The sequence below is a fragment of the Sediminibacterium sp. FW305-C-269 genome, assembly GCF_058231045.1.
Genome location: NZ_JBIQXQ010000001.1, coordinates 888,594 through 905,042 on the forward strand (window position 1 = coordinate 888,594; position 16,449 = coordinate 905,042).

15 protein-coding genes are annotated in these 16,449 nt (G+C 47.1%); 8 read left to right on the plus strand and 7 right to left on the minus strand.

Translation table 11 applies throughout. The features are described from left to right. Positions 1 to 32: 32 nt before the first annotated feature. On the plus strand, positions 33 to 641 hold the full coding sequence (locus ACH3Y6_RS03810; RefSeq protein ID WP_490834249.1) for an IS200/IS605 family transposase: 609 nt from the start codon (positions 33 to 35) through the stop codon (positions 639 to 641). 215 nt (positions 642 to 856) lie between these two features. Here ACH3Y6_RS03810 and ACH3Y6_RS03815 read toward each other — a convergent pair whose 3' ends face one another. Together ACH3Y6_RS03815 and ACH3Y6_RS03820 are read right to left on the minus strand one after the other, a co-directional pair. Next, positions 857 to 3,451, minus strand: a complete 2,595-nt coding sequence (locus tag ACH3Y6_RS03815) for a DEAD/DEAH box helicase (protein ID WP_490834250.1) — start codon at positions 3,449 to 3,451, stop codon at positions 857 to 859. An 8-nt stretch (positions 3,452 to 3,459) separates the two neighbouring features. Then, on the minus strand, positions 3,460 to 5,043 hold the full coding sequence (locus ACH3Y6_RS03820) for a site-specific DNA-methyltransferase (protein WP_490834251.1): 1,584 nt from the start codon (positions 5,041 to 5,043) through the stop codon (positions 3,460 to 3,462). Positions 5,044 to 5,182: 139 nt separating this feature from the next. Here ACH3Y6_RS03820 and ACH3Y6_RS03825 point away from each other — a divergent pair, with 139 nt between their 5' ends. Then, on the plus strand, positions 5,183 to 5,548 hold the full coding sequence (locus ACH3Y6_RS03825; protein ID WP_490834252.1) for a helix-turn-helix domain-containing protein: 366 nt from the start codon (positions 5,183 to 5,185) through the stop codon (positions 5,546 to 5,548). Between the two features lie 223 nt (positions 5,549 to 5,771). Beyond that, complete coding sequence (locus ACH3Y6_RS03830; protein WP_490834253.1) at positions 5,772 to 6,026, plus strand: T9SS type A sorting domain-containing protein; 255 nt, start codon at positions 5,772 to 5,774, stop codon at positions 6,024 to 6,026. A 103-nt stretch (positions 6,027 to 6,129) separates the two neighbouring features. Here ACH3Y6_RS03830 and ACH3Y6_RS03835 read toward each other — a convergent pair whose 3' ends face one another. Next, positions 6,130 to 7,182 carry a DUF3089 domain-containing protein gene (locus ACH3Y6_RS03835; protein WP_490834254.1) on the minus strand — a complete coding sequence of 351 codons (1,053 nt, stop codon included), beginning with the start codon at positions 7,180 to 7,182 and terminating at the stop codon, positions 6,130 to 6,132. A gap of 124 nt (positions 7,183 to 7,306) precedes the next feature. On the opposite strand from ACH3Y6_RS03835, the gene ACH3Y6_RS03840 reads away from it, so the two are divergent. The 5 genes from ACH3Y6_RS03840 to ACH3Y6_RS03860 all read left to right on the plus strand — a co-directional run bounded on the left by ACH3Y6_RS03840 (position 7,307) and on the right by ACH3Y6_RS03860 (position 12,224). After that, on the plus strand, positions 7,307 to 8,251 hold the full coding sequence (locus ACH3Y6_RS03840) for an isopenicillin N synthase family dioxygenase (protein WP_490834255.1): 945 nt from the start codon (positions 7,307 to 7,309) through the stop codon (positions 8,249 to 8,251). A 149-nt stretch (positions 8,252 to 8,400) separates the two neighbouring features. After that, a complete protein-coding gene (gene chrA, locus ACH3Y6_RS03845; RefSeq protein ID WP_490834256.1) occupies positions 8,401 to 9,657 on the plus strand; it encodes a chromate efflux transporter in 1,257 nt (418 codons plus the stop codon). Between the two features lie 110 nt (positions 9,658 to 9,767). Continuing rightward, the gene (locus ACH3Y6_RS03850) at positions 9,768 to 10,511 is read left to right on the plus strand and encodes a ParA family protein (RefSeq protein ID WP_490834257.1); all 744 of its coding nucleotides are present in this window, start codon (positions 9,768 to 9,770) and stop codon (positions 10,509 to 10,511) included. A gap of 40 nt (positions 10,512 to 10,551) precedes the next feature. Then, positions 10,552 to 11,283, plus strand: coding sequence for an esterase family protein (locus tag ACH3Y6_RS03855; RefSeq protein WP_490834258.1), 732 nt, complete (start codon positions 10,552 to 10,554; stop codon positions 11,281 to 11,283). A 170-nt stretch (positions 11,284 to 11,453) separates the two neighbouring features. Then, positions 11,454 to 12,224: a peptidase associated/transthyretin-like domain-containing protein gene (locus ACH3Y6_RS03860; RefSeq protein WP_490834259.1), complete on the plus strand. Its 771-nt coding sequence runs from the start codon at positions 11,454 to 11,456 to the stop codon at positions 12,222 to 12,224. Between the two features lie 119 nt (positions 12,225 to 12,343). Here ACH3Y6_RS03860 and ACH3Y6_RS03865 read toward each other — a convergent pair whose 3' ends face one another. From ACH3Y6_RS03865 to ACH3Y6_RS03880, 4 genes are read right to left on the minus strand one after another with little or no spacing between them, the layout of a single operon-like run. Then, positions 12,344 to 13,399 (minus strand): phosphotransferase family protein, encoded by a 1,056-nt coding sequence (locus ACH3Y6_RS03865; protein WP_490834260.1) that lies wholly within the window; start codon positions 13,397 to 13,399, stop codon positions 12,344 to 12,346. Between the two features lie 42 nt (positions 13,400 to 13,441). Continuing rightward, positions 13,442 to 14,659, minus strand: a complete 1,218-nt coding sequence (locus ACH3Y6_RS03870) for an acyl-CoA dehydrogenase family protein (RefSeq protein WP_490834261.1) — start codon at positions 14,657 to 14,659, stop codon at positions 13,442 to 13,444. A gap of 33 nt (positions 14,660 to 14,692) precedes the next feature. Beyond that, the gene (locus ACH3Y6_RS03875) at positions 14,693 to 15,460 is read right to left on the minus strand and encodes an SDR family NAD(P)-dependent oxidoreductase (RefSeq protein WP_490834262.1); all 768 of its coding nucleotides are present in this window, start codon (positions 15,458 to 15,460) and stop codon (positions 14,693 to 14,695) included. A 43-nt stretch (positions 15,461 to 15,503) separates the two neighbouring features. After that, positions 15,504 to 16,340, minus strand: a complete 837-nt coding sequence (locus ACH3Y6_RS03880) for an SDR family NAD(P)-dependent oxidoreductase (protein ID WP_490834263.1) — start codon at positions 16,338 to 16,340, stop codon at positions 15,504 to 15,506. Positions 16,341 to 16,449: the final 109 nt, after the last annotated feature.

Genomic DNA, 16,449 nt, shown 5'->3' on the forward strand with positions numbered 1-16,449 from the left:
GACCTTTTTCCAACAGCAGTTTCTCTCTTGCCGTGGCCTTCAGGCCGTGGGATAATCAGGTGTTTTTGATATGGGTTCCGGGCTTTAGCCCAGAGTGGGTTAAAAAAACGGCAGCTCTGCGTATTAATACGGTATTGGAATTGCCGGTTTCTTGTTTTCTTACAGATATGTCATATACCAATGTTTATATCCATTATGTATGGGCAACCTGCAAGCACAAACCCATGTTGTCACAGCCTTATCGGCAGAAATTATTCGATCATATGTACCAGAATGCATTGCGGAAAGGTATTTACCTCGATAGGGTGAATGGGTTTACCGACCATGTTCATTGCCTGGTCTGGCTAAGATCTACACAATGCCTGGATGAAGTAGCGCAGATCCTGAAAGGAGAATCGGCCTATTGGTTTAATAACCAAGCAGGTTTTGGCGACTTGAAGTTGCAATGGCAGAAAGATTATTTTGCTGCATCTGTTTGCCTGTCTATGATTGAGAAGGTGAGAGCTTATATTGATAATCAGGAACAACATCATCAGAAAAGAACATTTACTGAGGAATATAAAGAATGGAAGAAGTTGTATCTTATAACGAAAGATCTCGATAACAGCCTCGCGCATTATCAATTAAAAACCCGGCGCTAAAGCGCCTGAATCAATTATCTTTCACCTCCTGCACTCCCAGACCTGCAGTCCGGGACAAGAACCTACAACCCGAGCAATACCTGAAAAGCATTTATGAATAAGAAACCTGTCAAATAACTGAAAACAAAACAAAAGCGGAAAATTGATACCTGTTATACCGACAGATAAAGGGAACACCCAAAACGGATCTACCGGCCATTGCCCTGAAGTAGGAATCAAATTGCCCGCACAATTGGTAAAAAGGCATCCAGTGTGTAGGCGCCTTGTACAGCACGGTTCTCGTATACCATGAAGTACCTGTAGGCATTTCCGGCTTTGGCGGCCCAGGCATTTCCAAGACGGATTTTTGCTTCCGCATCCAGGTGGTCACCTTTGGTTTCAAGGATTATGGTTTTGCCCGATTTACTCCTGATGATGAAGTCGGGATAGTGATTGATATAACCATTGATGCAAAACCCTTTTCTTTCTATGTTCCGGGTCCAGAAAGCGATGTTTTCCATATTGGCTATTTCATTGATGATGCGTTCTTCAAAACCATTCATGCACCCTTCCGTTTCGTATAAGGATTTTGGGAAGTCTTTGGAAGGATCACCCGGAATGATCTCTGGCGGGAAACGGTAAGAAGGGCGTATCAAAACCTTATCGGTATCCAGGAATTCCCTGAATTTTTTCTCTGCGAAGAGATCTTTCAAACTATTGATTTTGGCCTTGATTTTATCAGCATAACTGTATTCATGGCTGACCAGTGCTATAAACTGCTCATCACTGAAACCTTCCAGTATCCGGCTGATATATTTCGTTATTTCACTGTCGGGTATGGGGTCAAATTTCCCGATGATATTCATGATCCTTCTGGTAAAATTTTTTACCCGGCTGTCAATCCTGACCGGGTCCAGCAGGTAAGCCTGCAGGCTGTCGCGGATATCACCATCCAGTTTAATAAAACTCGGGGTATGTTCTTTTTTACTTTCATCGAGGTCTACCTTGTAGAGGTTGGCGGTAACGTTGGTGAAATCGATTTTGGTGTCTTCCTGCGACAGTTTGAAATCTACACCCAGTAGTTCATCTTTTTCCAGCAATTTATCGCCCCCGAAAATCTCACCTGCGGGTACCTGCAGGAAAAACTGGGGTATCTGCATCGAAAGTGCATCGGACCGGAAGAACTCCTTCATGCTGTATTTTTTCACGATCGATTGGATTTCGGAGGGTAAGGAAATGGTTTGTGTATGTGCCGATTGATTCACCCTGGATTCCATAGCGTTCGTTTCCTGAATGGCCATGTTTTCGATGATCGATAGTGGCTCGGCTGGAACTTCTGTTTCGATCATAGCCATAATCCGTGCGGAATCAATGCCAGCACTGATATCTTCCTCATGCTCTTCCCCGTCTGTTGCAAAAACCGTTAACTGGTTCAATACCTGGTTCGGGGTAGGTGTGGCAGTGTTAATGTTTGTTTCGGGTAGTTTGTAGTCCTGTTTGCTGAACCCGGCTTTATTCAATCCTTTTACAATATTGTCCAGGGTGTCGATGAATTTATCGGAAGCAGTCAGTACATAACTGAGGTTCAGTAAAGGGAAACGATGTTTGGTAACATAAGGCTGCCGAAGAACCCGGCCCAGAATCTGCTCTACATCTACCGCCGATGATTTGTCGGCAAGTGAGGCAAGGATATACGCAAAAGGACAATCCCAGCCTTCTTTTAATGCATTAACAGTGATGATATACCTCACGGGGCAATCCGGACTCATCAGGTCCTCGGATTTGATCTCATTGATATTGGCCGTTTTAATACGGATTTGTTCGGCAGGTATTTGTAATTCGACCAGTTTCTCTTTCAGTTTTTCAAATGTGGTATTGTCTTCTGCATTCCGGGGCTGCGCCTGAAACAGTACAATGGGCCTGATATAGCGTCCCCCGTTTTTATGTTCTTCCAGGGCCTCTTTCTCCAGTTTGCGTTGCAGTTGCAGGGCTGAATGGATCACTTCTGTTTTGTCGTGATGGTTGTATACAATTACGGGCAGTTTCACCATGTTCTCCCGCTTCAGCTCAAGGGCATCCACAAAACTGATGATATTACTGTTTTTGCGGGGTGTAGCTGTCAGGTCTAGAATAAAGCAGGGGTTCAGGTTAACCAGCATATCCACGCTGAGTTCGCTTTCTGCGTTATGGCTTTCATCCACTACCACCACCGGGTTAAGCGCCTGTATCACTTTCATCAGGCTGATCTCTTCTTCGGTACCCAGCAGGGGGCCGAACGATTGCAGGTTACCATTTTCCTGGTACACTTTCCGGTCTTCTTTACTGCGCGAGCGAAAGCTGTCAAAGCTCATCACAATAATATTGAGCTGCTCCTGCACACTGGAAGGGTTAAAACTGGTGCCCTGCAGCAGGGCCGACTTATCAAAAATTTCCACGCGGCCGTTAAAATGGGTGTTCAGTTTTTGCCGGTAAGGATGAGAAGAATCGCTAAGGTTACGCAGGGTTTGCTCCAGGATGGTGATGGAAGGCACCAGCCATACCACCACTTTGTTCCTATCGTAAGAGAATGAATCGAATATGGTCTTAATGGCGTTGCAGGCTATAAAGGTTTTACCGCCGGCAGTAGGTACTTTTACGCATACATGTGGTACACCGGGAATATTGTTTTTATAAGGCTCAATAGCCGATCCCACAAAAGGCTGGAGAGGCGTTTTGGGGTGCTGCGACCAGAATCCGTAAAACGAATCACCCAGGTGTTTTACTTCCTGTAAGCGGGAAAGAAATCTTTCCAGGTCGGCGATAACATCCTGCTGGTATTTTTTCAGTTCCATAGGCTGGTTTAAAACCGTGTGATATCTCGCGGTATTTTTTTAAAACGGATGGCATACATTGTCAGGTACTCATTGGTAAGTGTACAATTGTCTGCGTATATAATATATTCTTCAGCTTGGGTACGGATGGTGGCCAGAAAATCATGATCCAGCGATGTGGCCTTGCCGGAGTCGTAAAAAAAGTAATAAGCTGTTTGGTTATGCAGGCCCAGCAAAAAGGGGTTGTCTTTATTGGTAGTTGTATCGGGTAAAGCCTGCTGGGTTTCCGTGTAAAAAATATAGCGGCGCAGCTCTTTTACCGGAACCGACTCATTCAGCATACCTTCTTCTGTAAAAATGGGTTGCCCCAGCGTATAATAATCAAAGCTGCCGCCGGTGCCTTCTTTGTCTGCATAACCACCGATCACCCGTTTCACCCTTTCGGCTGTAATGGTTTCGGCATAGTTTTCCATTTCAATGAGAATGAACTTGCGATTGCCTCCATCCTGTTTGTTCAGGTTCAATACCGCATGGGCCGTAGTGCCGGAGCCGGCGAAAGAGTCGAGGATGATGGAGTTTTTGTTGCATGCTATTTGCAGGATTCGCGATATTAATTCAAAAGGTTTGGGACTATCAAAAACATTTCCTTCAATAATCTTATTTAACTCCTTTTTCCCTTGTTGATTATGTGATACCTCATCATATTTCCAGATTGTTTGTGGGACAACTCCTTCATTTACTTCAGATAGATATCTTTTTAGCTGTGGCTTACCCTCCCCGTTCTTTCCAAAATACAATCTATTTTCTGCAAGCAACTGTTTGGCCTTCTCTTCATTAAACCTATAACAGCTGCCTTTTGGAGGAAAAAACACATTTCCTGTTGTTGGATTTACGATTCCAAATACCCCAGATTCAGAAAAAGATTTTACTAAAACGTTATCTGGTCGCCAGGCACCTCTCCCATTATCATCGTCATATTTGTAAAACTTATTTTGTTTATCGGTGCGAGGTGTGAGGTTACGATTCCAGTTATTTTTCACTTTAGTATAAACCAAAATAAAATCATGAGATGCTGAGAAATATTTTGCATCATTCCTCGGGGAGTAGTTTTTCTCCCATATTATATTGCTAATAAAATTTCCTATTCCAAAAACTTCGTCGCACAATAATTTCAGATTCGCCTGCTCATTATCATCAATTGAAATAAATATCGCCCCATCATCCGCCAATAACTTATGCAACAGCTTCAGTCTCGGGTACATCATGCATAACCACTTGTCGTGGCGCGTTAAATCTTCTCCCTCTTTACCCACAACTTCGTGCAGCCATTTTTTGATCTTGGGGTCATTCACATTATCATTATACACCCATCCTTCGTTACCGGTATTATACGGCGGATCTATATAAATACACTTGATTTTTCCTTCATACTCCGGCAGTAAAGCTTTCAGCGCTTCCAGGTTATCGCCATGAATGATCCGGTTACCGCTTCCGCTAACCGATTTGCTTATTTTCCCATTATGGAAACCATAGCCATGCGCCAAAACACGGAAAGGCACATCGAGGTGATGGTTGATCACCTTGTCTTTTCCTATCCAATGTAATGTGGGCATCTGTCTTCTAAGGTTTGATAAGCACAGGAGCTGTCGTAAAACAACAATATTGCACTATAAAGACAGTAAATGTATTTAAAATATCTTAAACTATACTTTTAAGACAGTTCAAGATAAGGGTGTTGAAGAAATTTGATCTGTGAAAAAAACCATCGGAGAAAGAATACGTAAGCTGCGGCAGAGCAAAGACTATACCCAGGATAATATGGCCGCTGAACTGGAGATCACCGCGGGTGCTTATGCCAAAATTGAACGTGGCGAAACCGATCCTTCGGCCACCCGCCTGCTCAGGATTGCCGAAATCCTGGAAGTGGATGTAGCCAATTTTTTTACCGGGGGCAACCCCGTACCGCAGCAGGTTATGCAATCAGCTCCCCAGTATGGGTATGCGTCCAAAGAAGAACTTGCGCAGTTAACCCAACTGGTAAAACAGCTGGGCCGGGAGCTGGAAAAATTGAAAGAACAACTAACAGCAGTGCAAAAACTAACTAAAAAAGGGAAATAAGATTCCTGCACATACAACTTCCCGGACGGGTTCTCCGGGCCCACCCTCCTTTAGCATTAGGCATATCCCGGAAGAAAGTCCTTTTTACCACGGGATTTTTCCCGTTTTTAGCCTTTTATCCCATTTTCTGGCACCATACTTGCAACCGATAAGCAGCGGTACAGCTATCTGTATTGTCTAAAGAATAGGCCCCCGCTATTTTCAGAAATTTTATACATCCGTTATGCATATCCAGAATTTACAACCGGGGTTGGTGGTTGAGCGCAGTTATGTGACCGTAATGGCCGACAAAGTTGGCCGGCTGGTACTGAAAGTGCTGGATATGGATGGTCGTATTGCCAAAACGGTGGTGGCACAGATCAATGAAGGACGTCAGCAACTGGAGCTGAACATGGGTGATCTGAACAGCGGTCGGTATGTAATGAATGCTTTCAGCGGGGACATATTCATCAAGTCCATCCGCTTTGAAAAGCAATAACTAAGGGTTCAATTGGGGGTATCTATATGGGTCTCGCCGTAATACTGGCGGGACCTTTGTTTTAAGATAGCTGTGCAGTTATCGTATAACTTTTGCTGAAGCGTTATTTGCTTTTCTGCGCTTGCGTGAAGGATAATACCCGTTGTTTCGCATTCTCTCTCACATTCAGGTAAAAAAAGTTCAGGTCCGCTACATGGTAGTTCCGGCTGGTGAGGAACAGGTTGCCGAAGAAACGGGGTTTGCTTGTCCAAAGTACCCCCTGTACGGCTTTGGCATCAATGATCTTTGGGATCAGCCGGTTGAAGTTGAGCAATAGTCCGCCTTTGTTCTCCACCCTTTCTGCCAGGGGTTTGCCGGCATCCCAGGTAAGCGGGTTGGTAACGGTGGAAACAAAGGTTTCTTTGGCAATATAATCCGGCTTATACCCTTCGCGCATGGTGCGCCAGCTGACTGCGCAGCCGGTCTGCATGGGGGTGATACAGGGTTGTATGGAAGAGAACCAGTCTGGCTCCAGTGGCATACCTACCAGGTAAGCAGCGATCAGTTGTTTGCCCAGTTCAGTACCATCAAACAATTCCTTTAACAGACGTTTGGCATGCTGTGTTCCCTGGCTATGTGATGCAATGATCAACGGGCGGCCATGATTGTAATGCGAGAGATAATACTGAAATGCGGTTTTCACATCCTGGTACGCCAGTTCAAAAGCGGCGATAGCCTGCATCGTGTCCTGGGCGTTTGCCGGGAAATAGGCATAGTAGTTGGCCTGACGGTAACGGGGAGCATAAACCCGGCCCGCTTCGTTGAATACGCTGGCCTGCAGTAAGATACTGGTATAATCTGTTTTGGCATTCAGTTCGGCATCATCGATCGGCGCATTCCAGCCAAGGGTTTTCTTTTGATCGGTGTAAGTGGTGGGATAGATAAAAAAAACATCGGCGCTGGTATCGGGTTGGTATGACTTACGTAAAGGAGCAGGCACGCTATCGGAAGGGTCCCATTTGGAAGGTAATGCGGCCCAATGATCCGGGTTGCTGTAATCGGGTGCACCGTTGGAATTGGTAAACGTATAATGGGAGATAAAACGATGATACCCATTGCTGCATCCCCCAACAAAAAAGAAAAATATCCAAACGATAAAAGGCCATTTCCGGATCATATCTTAAAGTTGATAAAAATTCTCCATAAGCGTATATTATCTACACATTACCTGGTATGATGCCTATTTTGTACTTTTCGCGCCATATCCGATCTATTTTACTCACTAAACTATCTAATGAATTATGTCTATTCCTGTCGTTGACCTGGCCGATTTCCTGAGTGGAGATGCAGGTCGTAAAGCAGCATTTGTGCAATCACTGGGTAAGGCCTATGAAGAAGTGGGTTTTGTGGCAGTGAAAAACCACGGAGTGCCGGATGAACTGATTGCACAGCAATATGAATATGTGCAGCAGTTCTTTTCCCTGCCATTGGAAAAGAAACTGGCGTATGAAATCCCCGGACTGGCAGGCCAGCGAGGTTATACCAGTTTTGGCCGCGAGCATGCCAAGGGCAGCGAAGCACCGGACCTGAAAGAATTTTTCCAGTATGGCCAAACGGTGGAAGATAATGATCCCATAAAGTCAGAATACCCCGATAATGTATCCGTTCCGGAAATAGCTGCGTTCAACCAGACCCTGTTCAATGCCTACCGTAATTTTGAAAAAAGCGGGAAAGCCCTGTTGCAGGCAATTGCTGTATACCTCGGACTGGATGAACATTATTTCGATGCGCATATTCACAACGGTAACTCCATCCTGCGCTGTATACATTATCCACCGATCACCCAGGAGCCCAAGTCTGCGATCCGTGCGGAACAGCATGAGGACATCAACCTGATCACTTTACTGGTAGGTGCTTCTGCTGATGGCTTGCAGATCCTGACCAAACAGGGTGATTGGGTAGGCGTTACCTCACTGCCCGAGCAGATTGTGGTGAATGTGGGTGATATGCTGCAGCGGCTTACCAACAACAAACTACGCAGTACCACACACCGCGTGGTGAATCCGTCAAGGGAACTCTGGCATACCAGCCGTTTTTCCATGCCGTTCTTCCTGCACCCAAGAAGTGAGATGAGTCTTGCCTGCCTGGAAAGCTGTATTGACGCCGAACATCCCAAAGCTTACCCTGATGCAACCGCAGGAGAATACCTGGATGAGCGCCTGCGGGAAATTGGATTGAAGAAATAGCCTGATTCATAACCGCCGTGCCTTAGTGCCTTTGTGTGCAATTATCCCGCACAAAGGCACTAAGGCACGGTTTTTTGACCACTATGCGTATTTGTTTACCCCCAAGCCTGAAATTTTAATTAAATTCCGCTCTCAACAAAGTACTCCTGATGGTCGTGATGCGCCATATACCTTTTTTGCGGGCTGTGTTCTGGCACAGCATTACCGCAGTAGGGGGGCCGCAGGGACATATGGGGATGATGTTGAAGACCTTTGTACAACAAAGAAAAGATGTAACCGAAGCGGAACTGATTGAATACAACGGCTTTTGTCAGCTGTTGCCCGGAGCCTCTTCCACGCAAACACTCACACTGATCGGCTACAAAAGGGGGGGACTACCCCTGGCCATCCTTACCCTGCTTATCTGGATACTACCCGCTTGTGCATTGATGGGAGGCATTTCTTTCCTGCTGGATTATTTTGAAGACATGGGTCTGAAAGTGGGTGTATTCAAATTCGTGCGTCCCATGGCTATCGGTTTTATCGCTTATTCCACTTTCCGCATTTTTGGGGTGGCAGTTAATAACACCATTACAAAAGTGATCATGGTAGTGGCCACTCTGGCCACATTCATCGCATTCAAAACACCCTGGATCTTCCCGGCACTGATCGTGGCGGCGGGTATTGCCACTAATTTCAGCGACAGGAGGATACCGCAGACAGAGATCCCGCATAAAAAGGTAGGCTGGGGCAATATCCTCATCTTTTTTGCCCTGTTTGGCCTGGCGGGTTATTTGTCTGAAACGGCCAGCCGCCAAAACTGGGAATACCGTAAGCCTATCAACCTGTTCGAGAATACTTACCGTTTCGGCAGCCTGGTATTCGGCGGCGGCGATGTGCTGATACCGCTGATGTATGAACAGTATGTGATCCGCCCGGAAACCAAAAGAATACAGACCACCAAAAGGGATGTATTGAAAATGAGTAGGGAAGATTTTTTAACCGGATCGGGAATGGTACGTGCCATACCTGGGCCCGTGTTCTCTATCGGCGCCTTTACTGGTGGTATGGTGCTGCGCGATCAGGGTACACTGATGCAGTTACTGGGCTGTGTGATCGGTGCCGTAGGCATCTTTTTACCCAGCGCCCTGCTGGTACTGTTCTTTTTCCCGGTATGGCATAACCTGAAAAAATATGCAGTGATCTACCGCTCGCTGGAGGGGATCAACGCCGCTGTAGTGGGCATCATGGCGGGGGCCACCTGTTACCTCATCAAAGACACTTTCCTCAGCTCACTGATCCAGGCCGAAGCCATCGGCATCTGGGACCTGATGATCGTGATCATTACATTCCTGCTGCTCAACAGCCATAAGATACCCGCCCCCCTTATTGTAGCGGGCTGCCTGGTACTGGGCTGGTTCATCTGACAAACCCAAAACCGCACCCTTGCGCCTCTGCGGGCAACTCTCCTCAAAACTCCTGTAATACCAGAATTAGTAAACAACCTGTTACATAAAGGAATTTCGTATATTAGAGTATGGTCACACTAGCACTGTATAACCTGAAAGGCGGGGTTGGTAAAACCGCTGCCACAATTAACCTGGCGTATTTAGCTGCCAAAGAAGGCTATAAAACCCTGATCTGGGATATGGACCCACAAGGTTCCTCTTCCTTTTATCTGGGTGCCGAAGCAACTACCAAGAACGAGTCGCGTAAATTGCTGAACAGCGAAATGGAATTGCTGGATGCAGTGCAGGCTTCCGCATACGAGAACCTCGATATCATCCCCGCCGATCTGTCTGCCCGCCATGCAGATGTACTGCTGAGTGAAATGAAACATTCGAAGAAAAAGATCTCTGCTTTGCTGTCGGGTCTGAAGAAAGAGTATGATATCGTGATCCTGGACTGTCCGCCCGGGATCTCTGTGTTGCACGATGCTGTTTTTGCCGGTGTTGACTGGATACTGATGCCCAATATCCCTACCACTTTGTCGATCCGCTCTTATGAAACAGTGGCGGCTTATTTCAAGGAGAATGAGCTGGATCTCTCCAAACTAAAATGTTTCTTCAGCATGGTAGACCACCGTAAGAACCTGCATCATGAAGTGATGAATAGTTTTTACAAGGACAAAGTGTTCCTGAAAAGTTATATCCCTTATCTCAGCGATGTTGAGAAGATGGGGATCAATGAAGCCCCCCTGGAGACCTTTGCCGCCAGCAGTTATGCGGCACAGTGTTACCGCGACCTATGGAAAGAGATCAAGAAGAACTGTATCGAGTAGTTTTTGAAACTGCCATTTGCTTTTCACCAAACGTCTGCGTATGAACAGAGAACTGGATTCCTGGTATAGTCCTGCGTTGGGAAAAGACATGCCCATCGCCTCTTATGGACATTATGGATTTGCCTTATTACTGATACCCACCGCGGCAGCGGATTACCTGGAATACGAAAGGTTCCAGCTGATCGACGCGCTGGCCCCGTTCATCGATGCGGGTAAACTTAGGGTATTCAGCATTGACAGCATGAACAAGGAAAGCTGGATGAATTATGAGATGGTGCCCGAACACAAAGCCATCCGTCATAACCAGTTCAATGAATATGTGTTCAATGAAGTGGTTCCTTTTATCAGAAATGCTACGAGCCAGGACACCATGATCTATACCTGCGGGGCATCTTTTGGTGCACTACATGCCATGAATCTGTTCCTGAAAAGACCCGATATCATCAACGGCGTCATCAGCATGAGCGGTGTGTACAATCTTACGGAATACACCAGGGGATTTTTTGACGAACAGGTGTACTATAACAGCCCGGAACACTATCTGCCCAATCTTACCGATAACTGGTATCTTGAAAAGATCAAAACCAGTCATCACATACATATTTACACAGGCAGCGGTGCTTATGAAGACCCGGAAGCTTCGCGGCGTTTTGCCGGGATCCTGTACAGCAAAGGCATCTGGTACGATCTGGATGTATGGGGTCCGGATATCACCCACGACTGGCCTACCTGGCGGACCATGTTGCCTTATATCATCGATACAAAATTCTGATGGTCCCTGCAGTGTGCCATGAGATCGCACATGGCCGTCTTGTTTTATTTCGACATTAGCTGTTTTGAGGTTATTGCTCGCAGGCCTATTCTGTAAAAGCCGAGTTAATTTGGGATACATTTCTTGTACTATGCCGTTGCTGATTTAATATTACAGCCTAAATTGATGACTTGAGAAAAAGTTTACCCATTCTGCTGCTGGTATTGTTTGTCTTTATCTTTCATGAAACGCATGCCCAGACAGTGACCATCAGCGGAACGGTATATGATATATCTGCCAGGAGGCCGCTGGAAGCAGTAGGGGTGCTGAGCAGTTCGGGTCGAGGTGCCATTACGGATTCGCTCGGTAGATACAGGATTACGGTGTCTGCCAAAGATTCGATCTGGTTCTCGCTGATTGGTAAGACCACCATGAAATACCCGGTGGATACCATTTCCAATCTTGATAATTTCAATGTGATGATCCATATCCGCAGTTTTGAACTGCCGGAGGTAAAAGTGCGGAACAGCTATTATAAATTCGATTCCATCCAGAACCGGAAAGATTATGCCAAGGTCTTTGATTTCAGAAAACCAGGTCTTCGGTTGAGCAATAGCCCCACGTATAACCCCGGCGGTTTGACAGTAGGTTTCGACCTGGATGAGATCATCAACATGTTCCGTGTAAAAAGGAACCGCAGTATCCTGAGTTTACAGAAACGTTTGCTGGATCAGGAACAGGAGAAATACGTGAACAACCGCTACAGCAAACAGTTTGTGAGAAAGATCACCAAACTGCAATCGCCCGAACTGGACACATTCATGGCCCGCTATCGCCCCGATTACGAAGTGGTGCAACTGTTGAACGACCTGGAGCTGGGATACTATATCCAGCAAAGTTTTGAACAGTACAAAGCGGCAAAGAATGCGCCGAGAGGATCGTTACGGAGGAGAGAAGAGTAGGGAATGTTGAGGGAGAAAGAACAGATGAGCAAGGAACAGATGAATGTTGAGGGTGATACCTCTGCGGGAACTCCCCGCTCTTTGCGTCTCTGCGGTGAAGGGAATATTGAAATAATGTGTTACAAGCTTTCTCTTTCTATGGTGTCTGCTGCTTTTTTTCCTAATAACCGGATCATAGGGAGTAGGGCGCCGAAACGGGGATCGTTGCTGTATCCCTGTTTCCAGCGGTGGTAGATTTGTTGCGCGATCACCGCATTTTTGAAGAGGCCGAATGCATAGTAGAAAGATATGTTCGAAAGGTCTCTGCCGGTCTTTGCTGCATACCGGTCGATTACCTGCCTGCGGTTATAATTACCGGGAAGCCAGCTGAGGTTATAGTTTTTGAACACTTCTTCTTCGCCCGCTTCGAACCAATAGGCAAGACTGGCGCCTAGGTCCATCAGGGGATCGCCAACCGTAGACATTTCCCAATCCAATACACCTGTGATACGGGTGAGATCGTCCGGATCCAGTACCAGGTTGTCGTATTTATAATCGTTGTGTAAAAATGCCGGTGCCTGCGCAGGCGGCAGGTGTTGCTGTAACCATTGGGCTGAGGCATCCATGGTATCGATCTTGTCGGTCTCGGCAGCATAATATCGTTTCACCCATCCTTCTACCTGGCGTTGTACATATCCTTCCGGTTTGCCCAGTTGTGTCAGCCCTGTGCTTTCTATATCCAATGCATGTAATGCTGCCAGGTTATCCAACAGTGCGCCGGATAATTGATCGAAGGTCGCTGAGGGTATCTGCATTTTCGGAGCGTTCTGTGCCCGTAAAATGACGCCTTCGAGTTTTTCCATGATATAAAACGGGGCACCGATGATCTCCGCCGATTGGCAGTAGAGAATGGGGGTAGGAACTTTGTTATAATGCGGTTTCAATAATTGTAATACACGGAATTCGCGACCCATATCATGTGCCGATTTAATCTGGGCGCCATGGGGCGGCATACGCAGCACATAGGCTGTATCGTTCGTCTGTAGCAGGTAAGTAAGGTTGGAGTAACCACCCGTAAAACGGGTGATGGTATTCACCACCGCAATGGGATTTCCCTGTTCCTGCAGATACTGGTTTAGGGCGATAAGGCTATTTTGTTCATCCTGCATCAGGGTCTGTATTTGTTGGGTTAGCATGGATCTGGCAGTATAGAGCCGTTGCCATTTTGAATGACGGGATCAGCGTTTTTTCTTGATATCGAGTCCGTAATTCTTCAGGATATTCATGGCCATACTTTGTTTGTGCACTTCATCAGCACCATCCCAGATGCGGGCCCCACGCTCATGCTGGTACAGGTTGGCCAGCAGGGTTTCATCGGTGAGCCCCATGCCGCCATGTACCTGTATGGACCTGTCGAGCACTTTCAGTACCATATTGGCCACATAGAATTTGATACCCGATACCTGGTCGCGCACGGCTTTGGCACCCACCTGGTCAATATTGTATGCGGTGCGTAATACCAGTAAACGGGCCGCATCGATCTCTACGCGGCTTTCTGCAATGAATCCCTGGATAAATTGTTTTTCGCCCAGCATTACGCCTTCTTCCATTTCACGGCTGGCTGCGCGGCGGCACATCAGGTCGAAAGCTTTTTCTGCAATGCCGATCCAGCGCATGCAGTGATGGATGCGTCCCGGACCCAGGCGTTCCTGTGCCAGGCGGAAACCCATTCCTTCCTGGCCGATCAGGTTGGTTACGGGAACACGGCAGTTTACATAATTGATCTCTGCATGACTGGCCCAACCTTCTCCTGTTTCACCAAAAATGGGGATGTTACGCACGAACTGAAAACCGGGTGTATCGGTAGGCACAATGATCATGCTGGCACGTTCATGGGGTTTGGCTTCCGGGTTGGTAACGGCCATCACTACGGCAAAAGCAGCGCCATCGGCAGAAGAAGTGAACCATTTGTGTCCATTGATCACATAGTCATCCCCGTCGCGAACAGCAGTGGTGGCAAGCCTCGTAGGATTTGAACCGGCAAATTCCGGCTCCGTCATAGAAAAACAACTGCGGATCTTTCCTTCCAGCAAAGGATGCAGGAATTGCTGTTTGATCGCATCCGAAGCGAACCTGCTGATAAGTTCGGTATTGCCGATATCAGGGGCCTGGCAGTTGAATGTGTACTGTCCGTAATAAGGTGCCAGTGAAAGCACTTCACTTACCTGGCCAAACTCGCAGAGTGTTAATCCCTGTCCGCCTTCTTCTTTGGACAAATGCAGGTTCCATAATCCCAGTGCTTTTACTTTTTCGCGTTTCTCGGCAAGGATCTTTTCGGTTTGTTTGAAGGGTCGGATGCTGTGGTCCTTCTCCAGCGGCACCAGCTCTTCTTCAACAAAGGCCTGCACTTTGGGAAGCAGTTGTTGTAATCGTTCGGTAGCAAATACAGATTCCATAAAAATGAGTTGGCCGTAAACGGCAGTGTTTTGTTAAATGGTAACCCCGCCATCTGCGGTAAACAATGTACCTGTGCAGTAGCCTGAGGCGTTGGATGCGAGGAAGAGCGCCAGCCCTGCAATTTCCTCCACGGTGCCCATACGTGCAATGGGTAATTGTTTGACAAAATGGTTGAGCCATTTCTCGTTTTGCCAGAGGGCTTCGGAGAATTTGGTCTTGATCAGTCCCGGACAGATGGCATTTACGCGTATGCCATCTGCTCCCCATTCCCTGGCGGTTACTTTGGTCAGCATATTCAATGCCGCTTTTGAAACGGAATACATGCCGAGCCCGGGATCGGGTGTGAGCCCCGCAATGGAGCTGATATTGATGACACTGCCCCCACCTCTTTGTTTCATGATGGGATAGACCAGTTTACCCAGTTCAAAAGGGGCTTTCACATTTACGTTCATGATCTTGTCGAAAGCCCATTCTTCACAGTCTACAACCGGACCGTACACCGGATTGGTAGCGGCATTGTTCACCAGTATATCGATACCGCCATATAACGATATTGTTTTTTCGACCAGTTCCTTGCATGCCGGTAATTCACCCGCATTGGCGGCAATTCCTGTGCAGGTGCCACCTGTTGCATTGATGGATGCAGCTACTTTGTCGAGCTCTTCCTGTTTTCTCGAATTGATGATCACACGGGCGCCGTTGGCTGCATAGATGCGTGCAATAGCTTCTCCAATACCTTTGCTGGCACCGGTGATGAGGGCCACTTTTCCTTCGAGACTGAATAATTGATTGGCTGTCATGCGGTATGATTTTTTATGCGGGTTCCGGAAACCTGTCTATTGGTCATTTCCTGCGCAGGGCTTTGTTCATAGCCGCCAGGAACTGTTCTTTTACTTTTTTCCGGAACCGGGTAGGCGCCAGGCGTTTGAAAAGCCACATCTGCCTGGCGTTTTTCGGAAGTATGATGTAGAGTTCCCTGTTTCCTGCTCTTGTCAGGATCTCCTGCGCTACGGTGTCAGCTTCGAGACCTGATTTTTCGATGAACATCTGTGTGGCTTTCTTCACGGTATCGCCACCACGAGCGTATTGCACCACATTGGTCCTGAAATAAGTGGGTTGGATACAGGATACCTGTATGTTATGATCCATCAGTTCTCCATACAGGGTTTCGCTGATGGCTACTACGGCGGCTTTGGTCATATTATAGGCGCCCATAGTAGGTGCACAGCTGATGGCTGCGGCACTGGCGGTGTTCAGGATATGTCCCGACCGCTGTTTTTTCATGGCGGGAATAAAATAATGGCAGCCATATACTACTCCCATCTGGTTAATGCCCACCATCCACTCGTAGTTTTCCAGGCCGTATTCCTCAAAAGGAGAGCCATCTCCCACACCGGCATTGTTGAAGAGCAGATCAATACCCCCTGCTTCGGCCAGAAAAGCCGCGGCCACTTTGCCGTATTGGTCTTTGTCGGATACATCGAGCGGGTATAGCAGCGTTTTAGCGCCGAGGGCAGTTATCTCTTCCGCAACGTTTTCCAGCTCTTTGATGTTGATATCGGCCATGCCGATTGTCCAGCCGTCTTTGGCCAGCTCTGCACAGAAAGCTTTGCCCAATCCGGAGGCTGCTCCGGTAATAAATGCCCTTTTGGAGGGATGTGTATGGCTAAGCTGGTACATGGCGGGTAGATAAACGTCTACAAAATGAACCAAGAGGTTCTGCTAATGAATTTACACCGCAAACCGATCATTTTTAAGATTCAGCCGAATTATTTTGGCAGCTTAACCA

Coding starts and splice junctions, on each gene's coding strand:
- ACH3Y6_RS03815 (WP_490834250.1), bottom strand. CDS start 3,451: ATGGAACTGAAAAAATACCAGCAGGATGTTATCGCCGACCTGGAAAGA.
- ACH3Y6_RS03820 (WP_490834251.1), bottom strand. CDS start 5,043: ATGCCCACATTACATTGGATAGGAAAAGACAAGGTGATCAACCATCAC.
- ACH3Y6_RS03830 (WP_490834253.1), top strand. CDS start 5,772: ATGCATATCCAGAATTTACAACCGGGGTTGGTGGTTGAGCGCAGTTAT.
- ACH3Y6_RS03835 (WP_490834254.1), bottom strand. CDS start 7,182: ATGATCCGGAAATGGCCTTTTATCGTTTGGATATTTTTCTTTTTTGTT.
- ACH3Y6_RS03840 (WP_490834255.1), top strand. CDS start 7,307: ATGTCTATTCCTGTCGTTGACCTGGCCGATTTCCTGAGTGGAGATGCA.
- chrA (WP_490834256.1), top strand. CDS start 8,401: ATGGTCGTGATGCGCCATATACCTTTTTTGCGGGCTGTGTTCTGGCAC.
- ACH3Y6_RS03850 (WP_490834257.1), top strand. CDS start 9,768: ATGGTCACACTAGCACTGTATAACCTGAAAGGCGGGGTTGGTAAAACC.
- ACH3Y6_RS03855 (WP_490834258.1), top strand. CDS start 10,552: ATGAACAGAGAACTGGATTCCTGGTATAGTCCTGCGTTGGGAAAAGAC.
- ACH3Y6_RS03865 (WP_490834260.1), bottom strand. CDS start 13,399: ATGCTAACCCAACAAATACAGACCCTGATGCAGGATGAACAAAATAGC.
- ACH3Y6_RS03870 (WP_490834261.1), bottom strand. CDS start 14,659: ATGGAATCTGTATTTGCTACCGAACGATTACAACAACTGCTTCCCAAA.
- ACH3Y6_RS03875 (WP_490834262.1), bottom strand. CDS start 15,460: ATGACAGCCAATCAATTATTCAGTCTCGAAGGAAAAGTGGCCCTCATC.
- ACH3Y6_RS03880 (WP_490834263.1), bottom strand. CDS start 16,340: ATGTACCAGCTTAGCCATACACATCCCTCCAAAAGGGCATTTATTACC.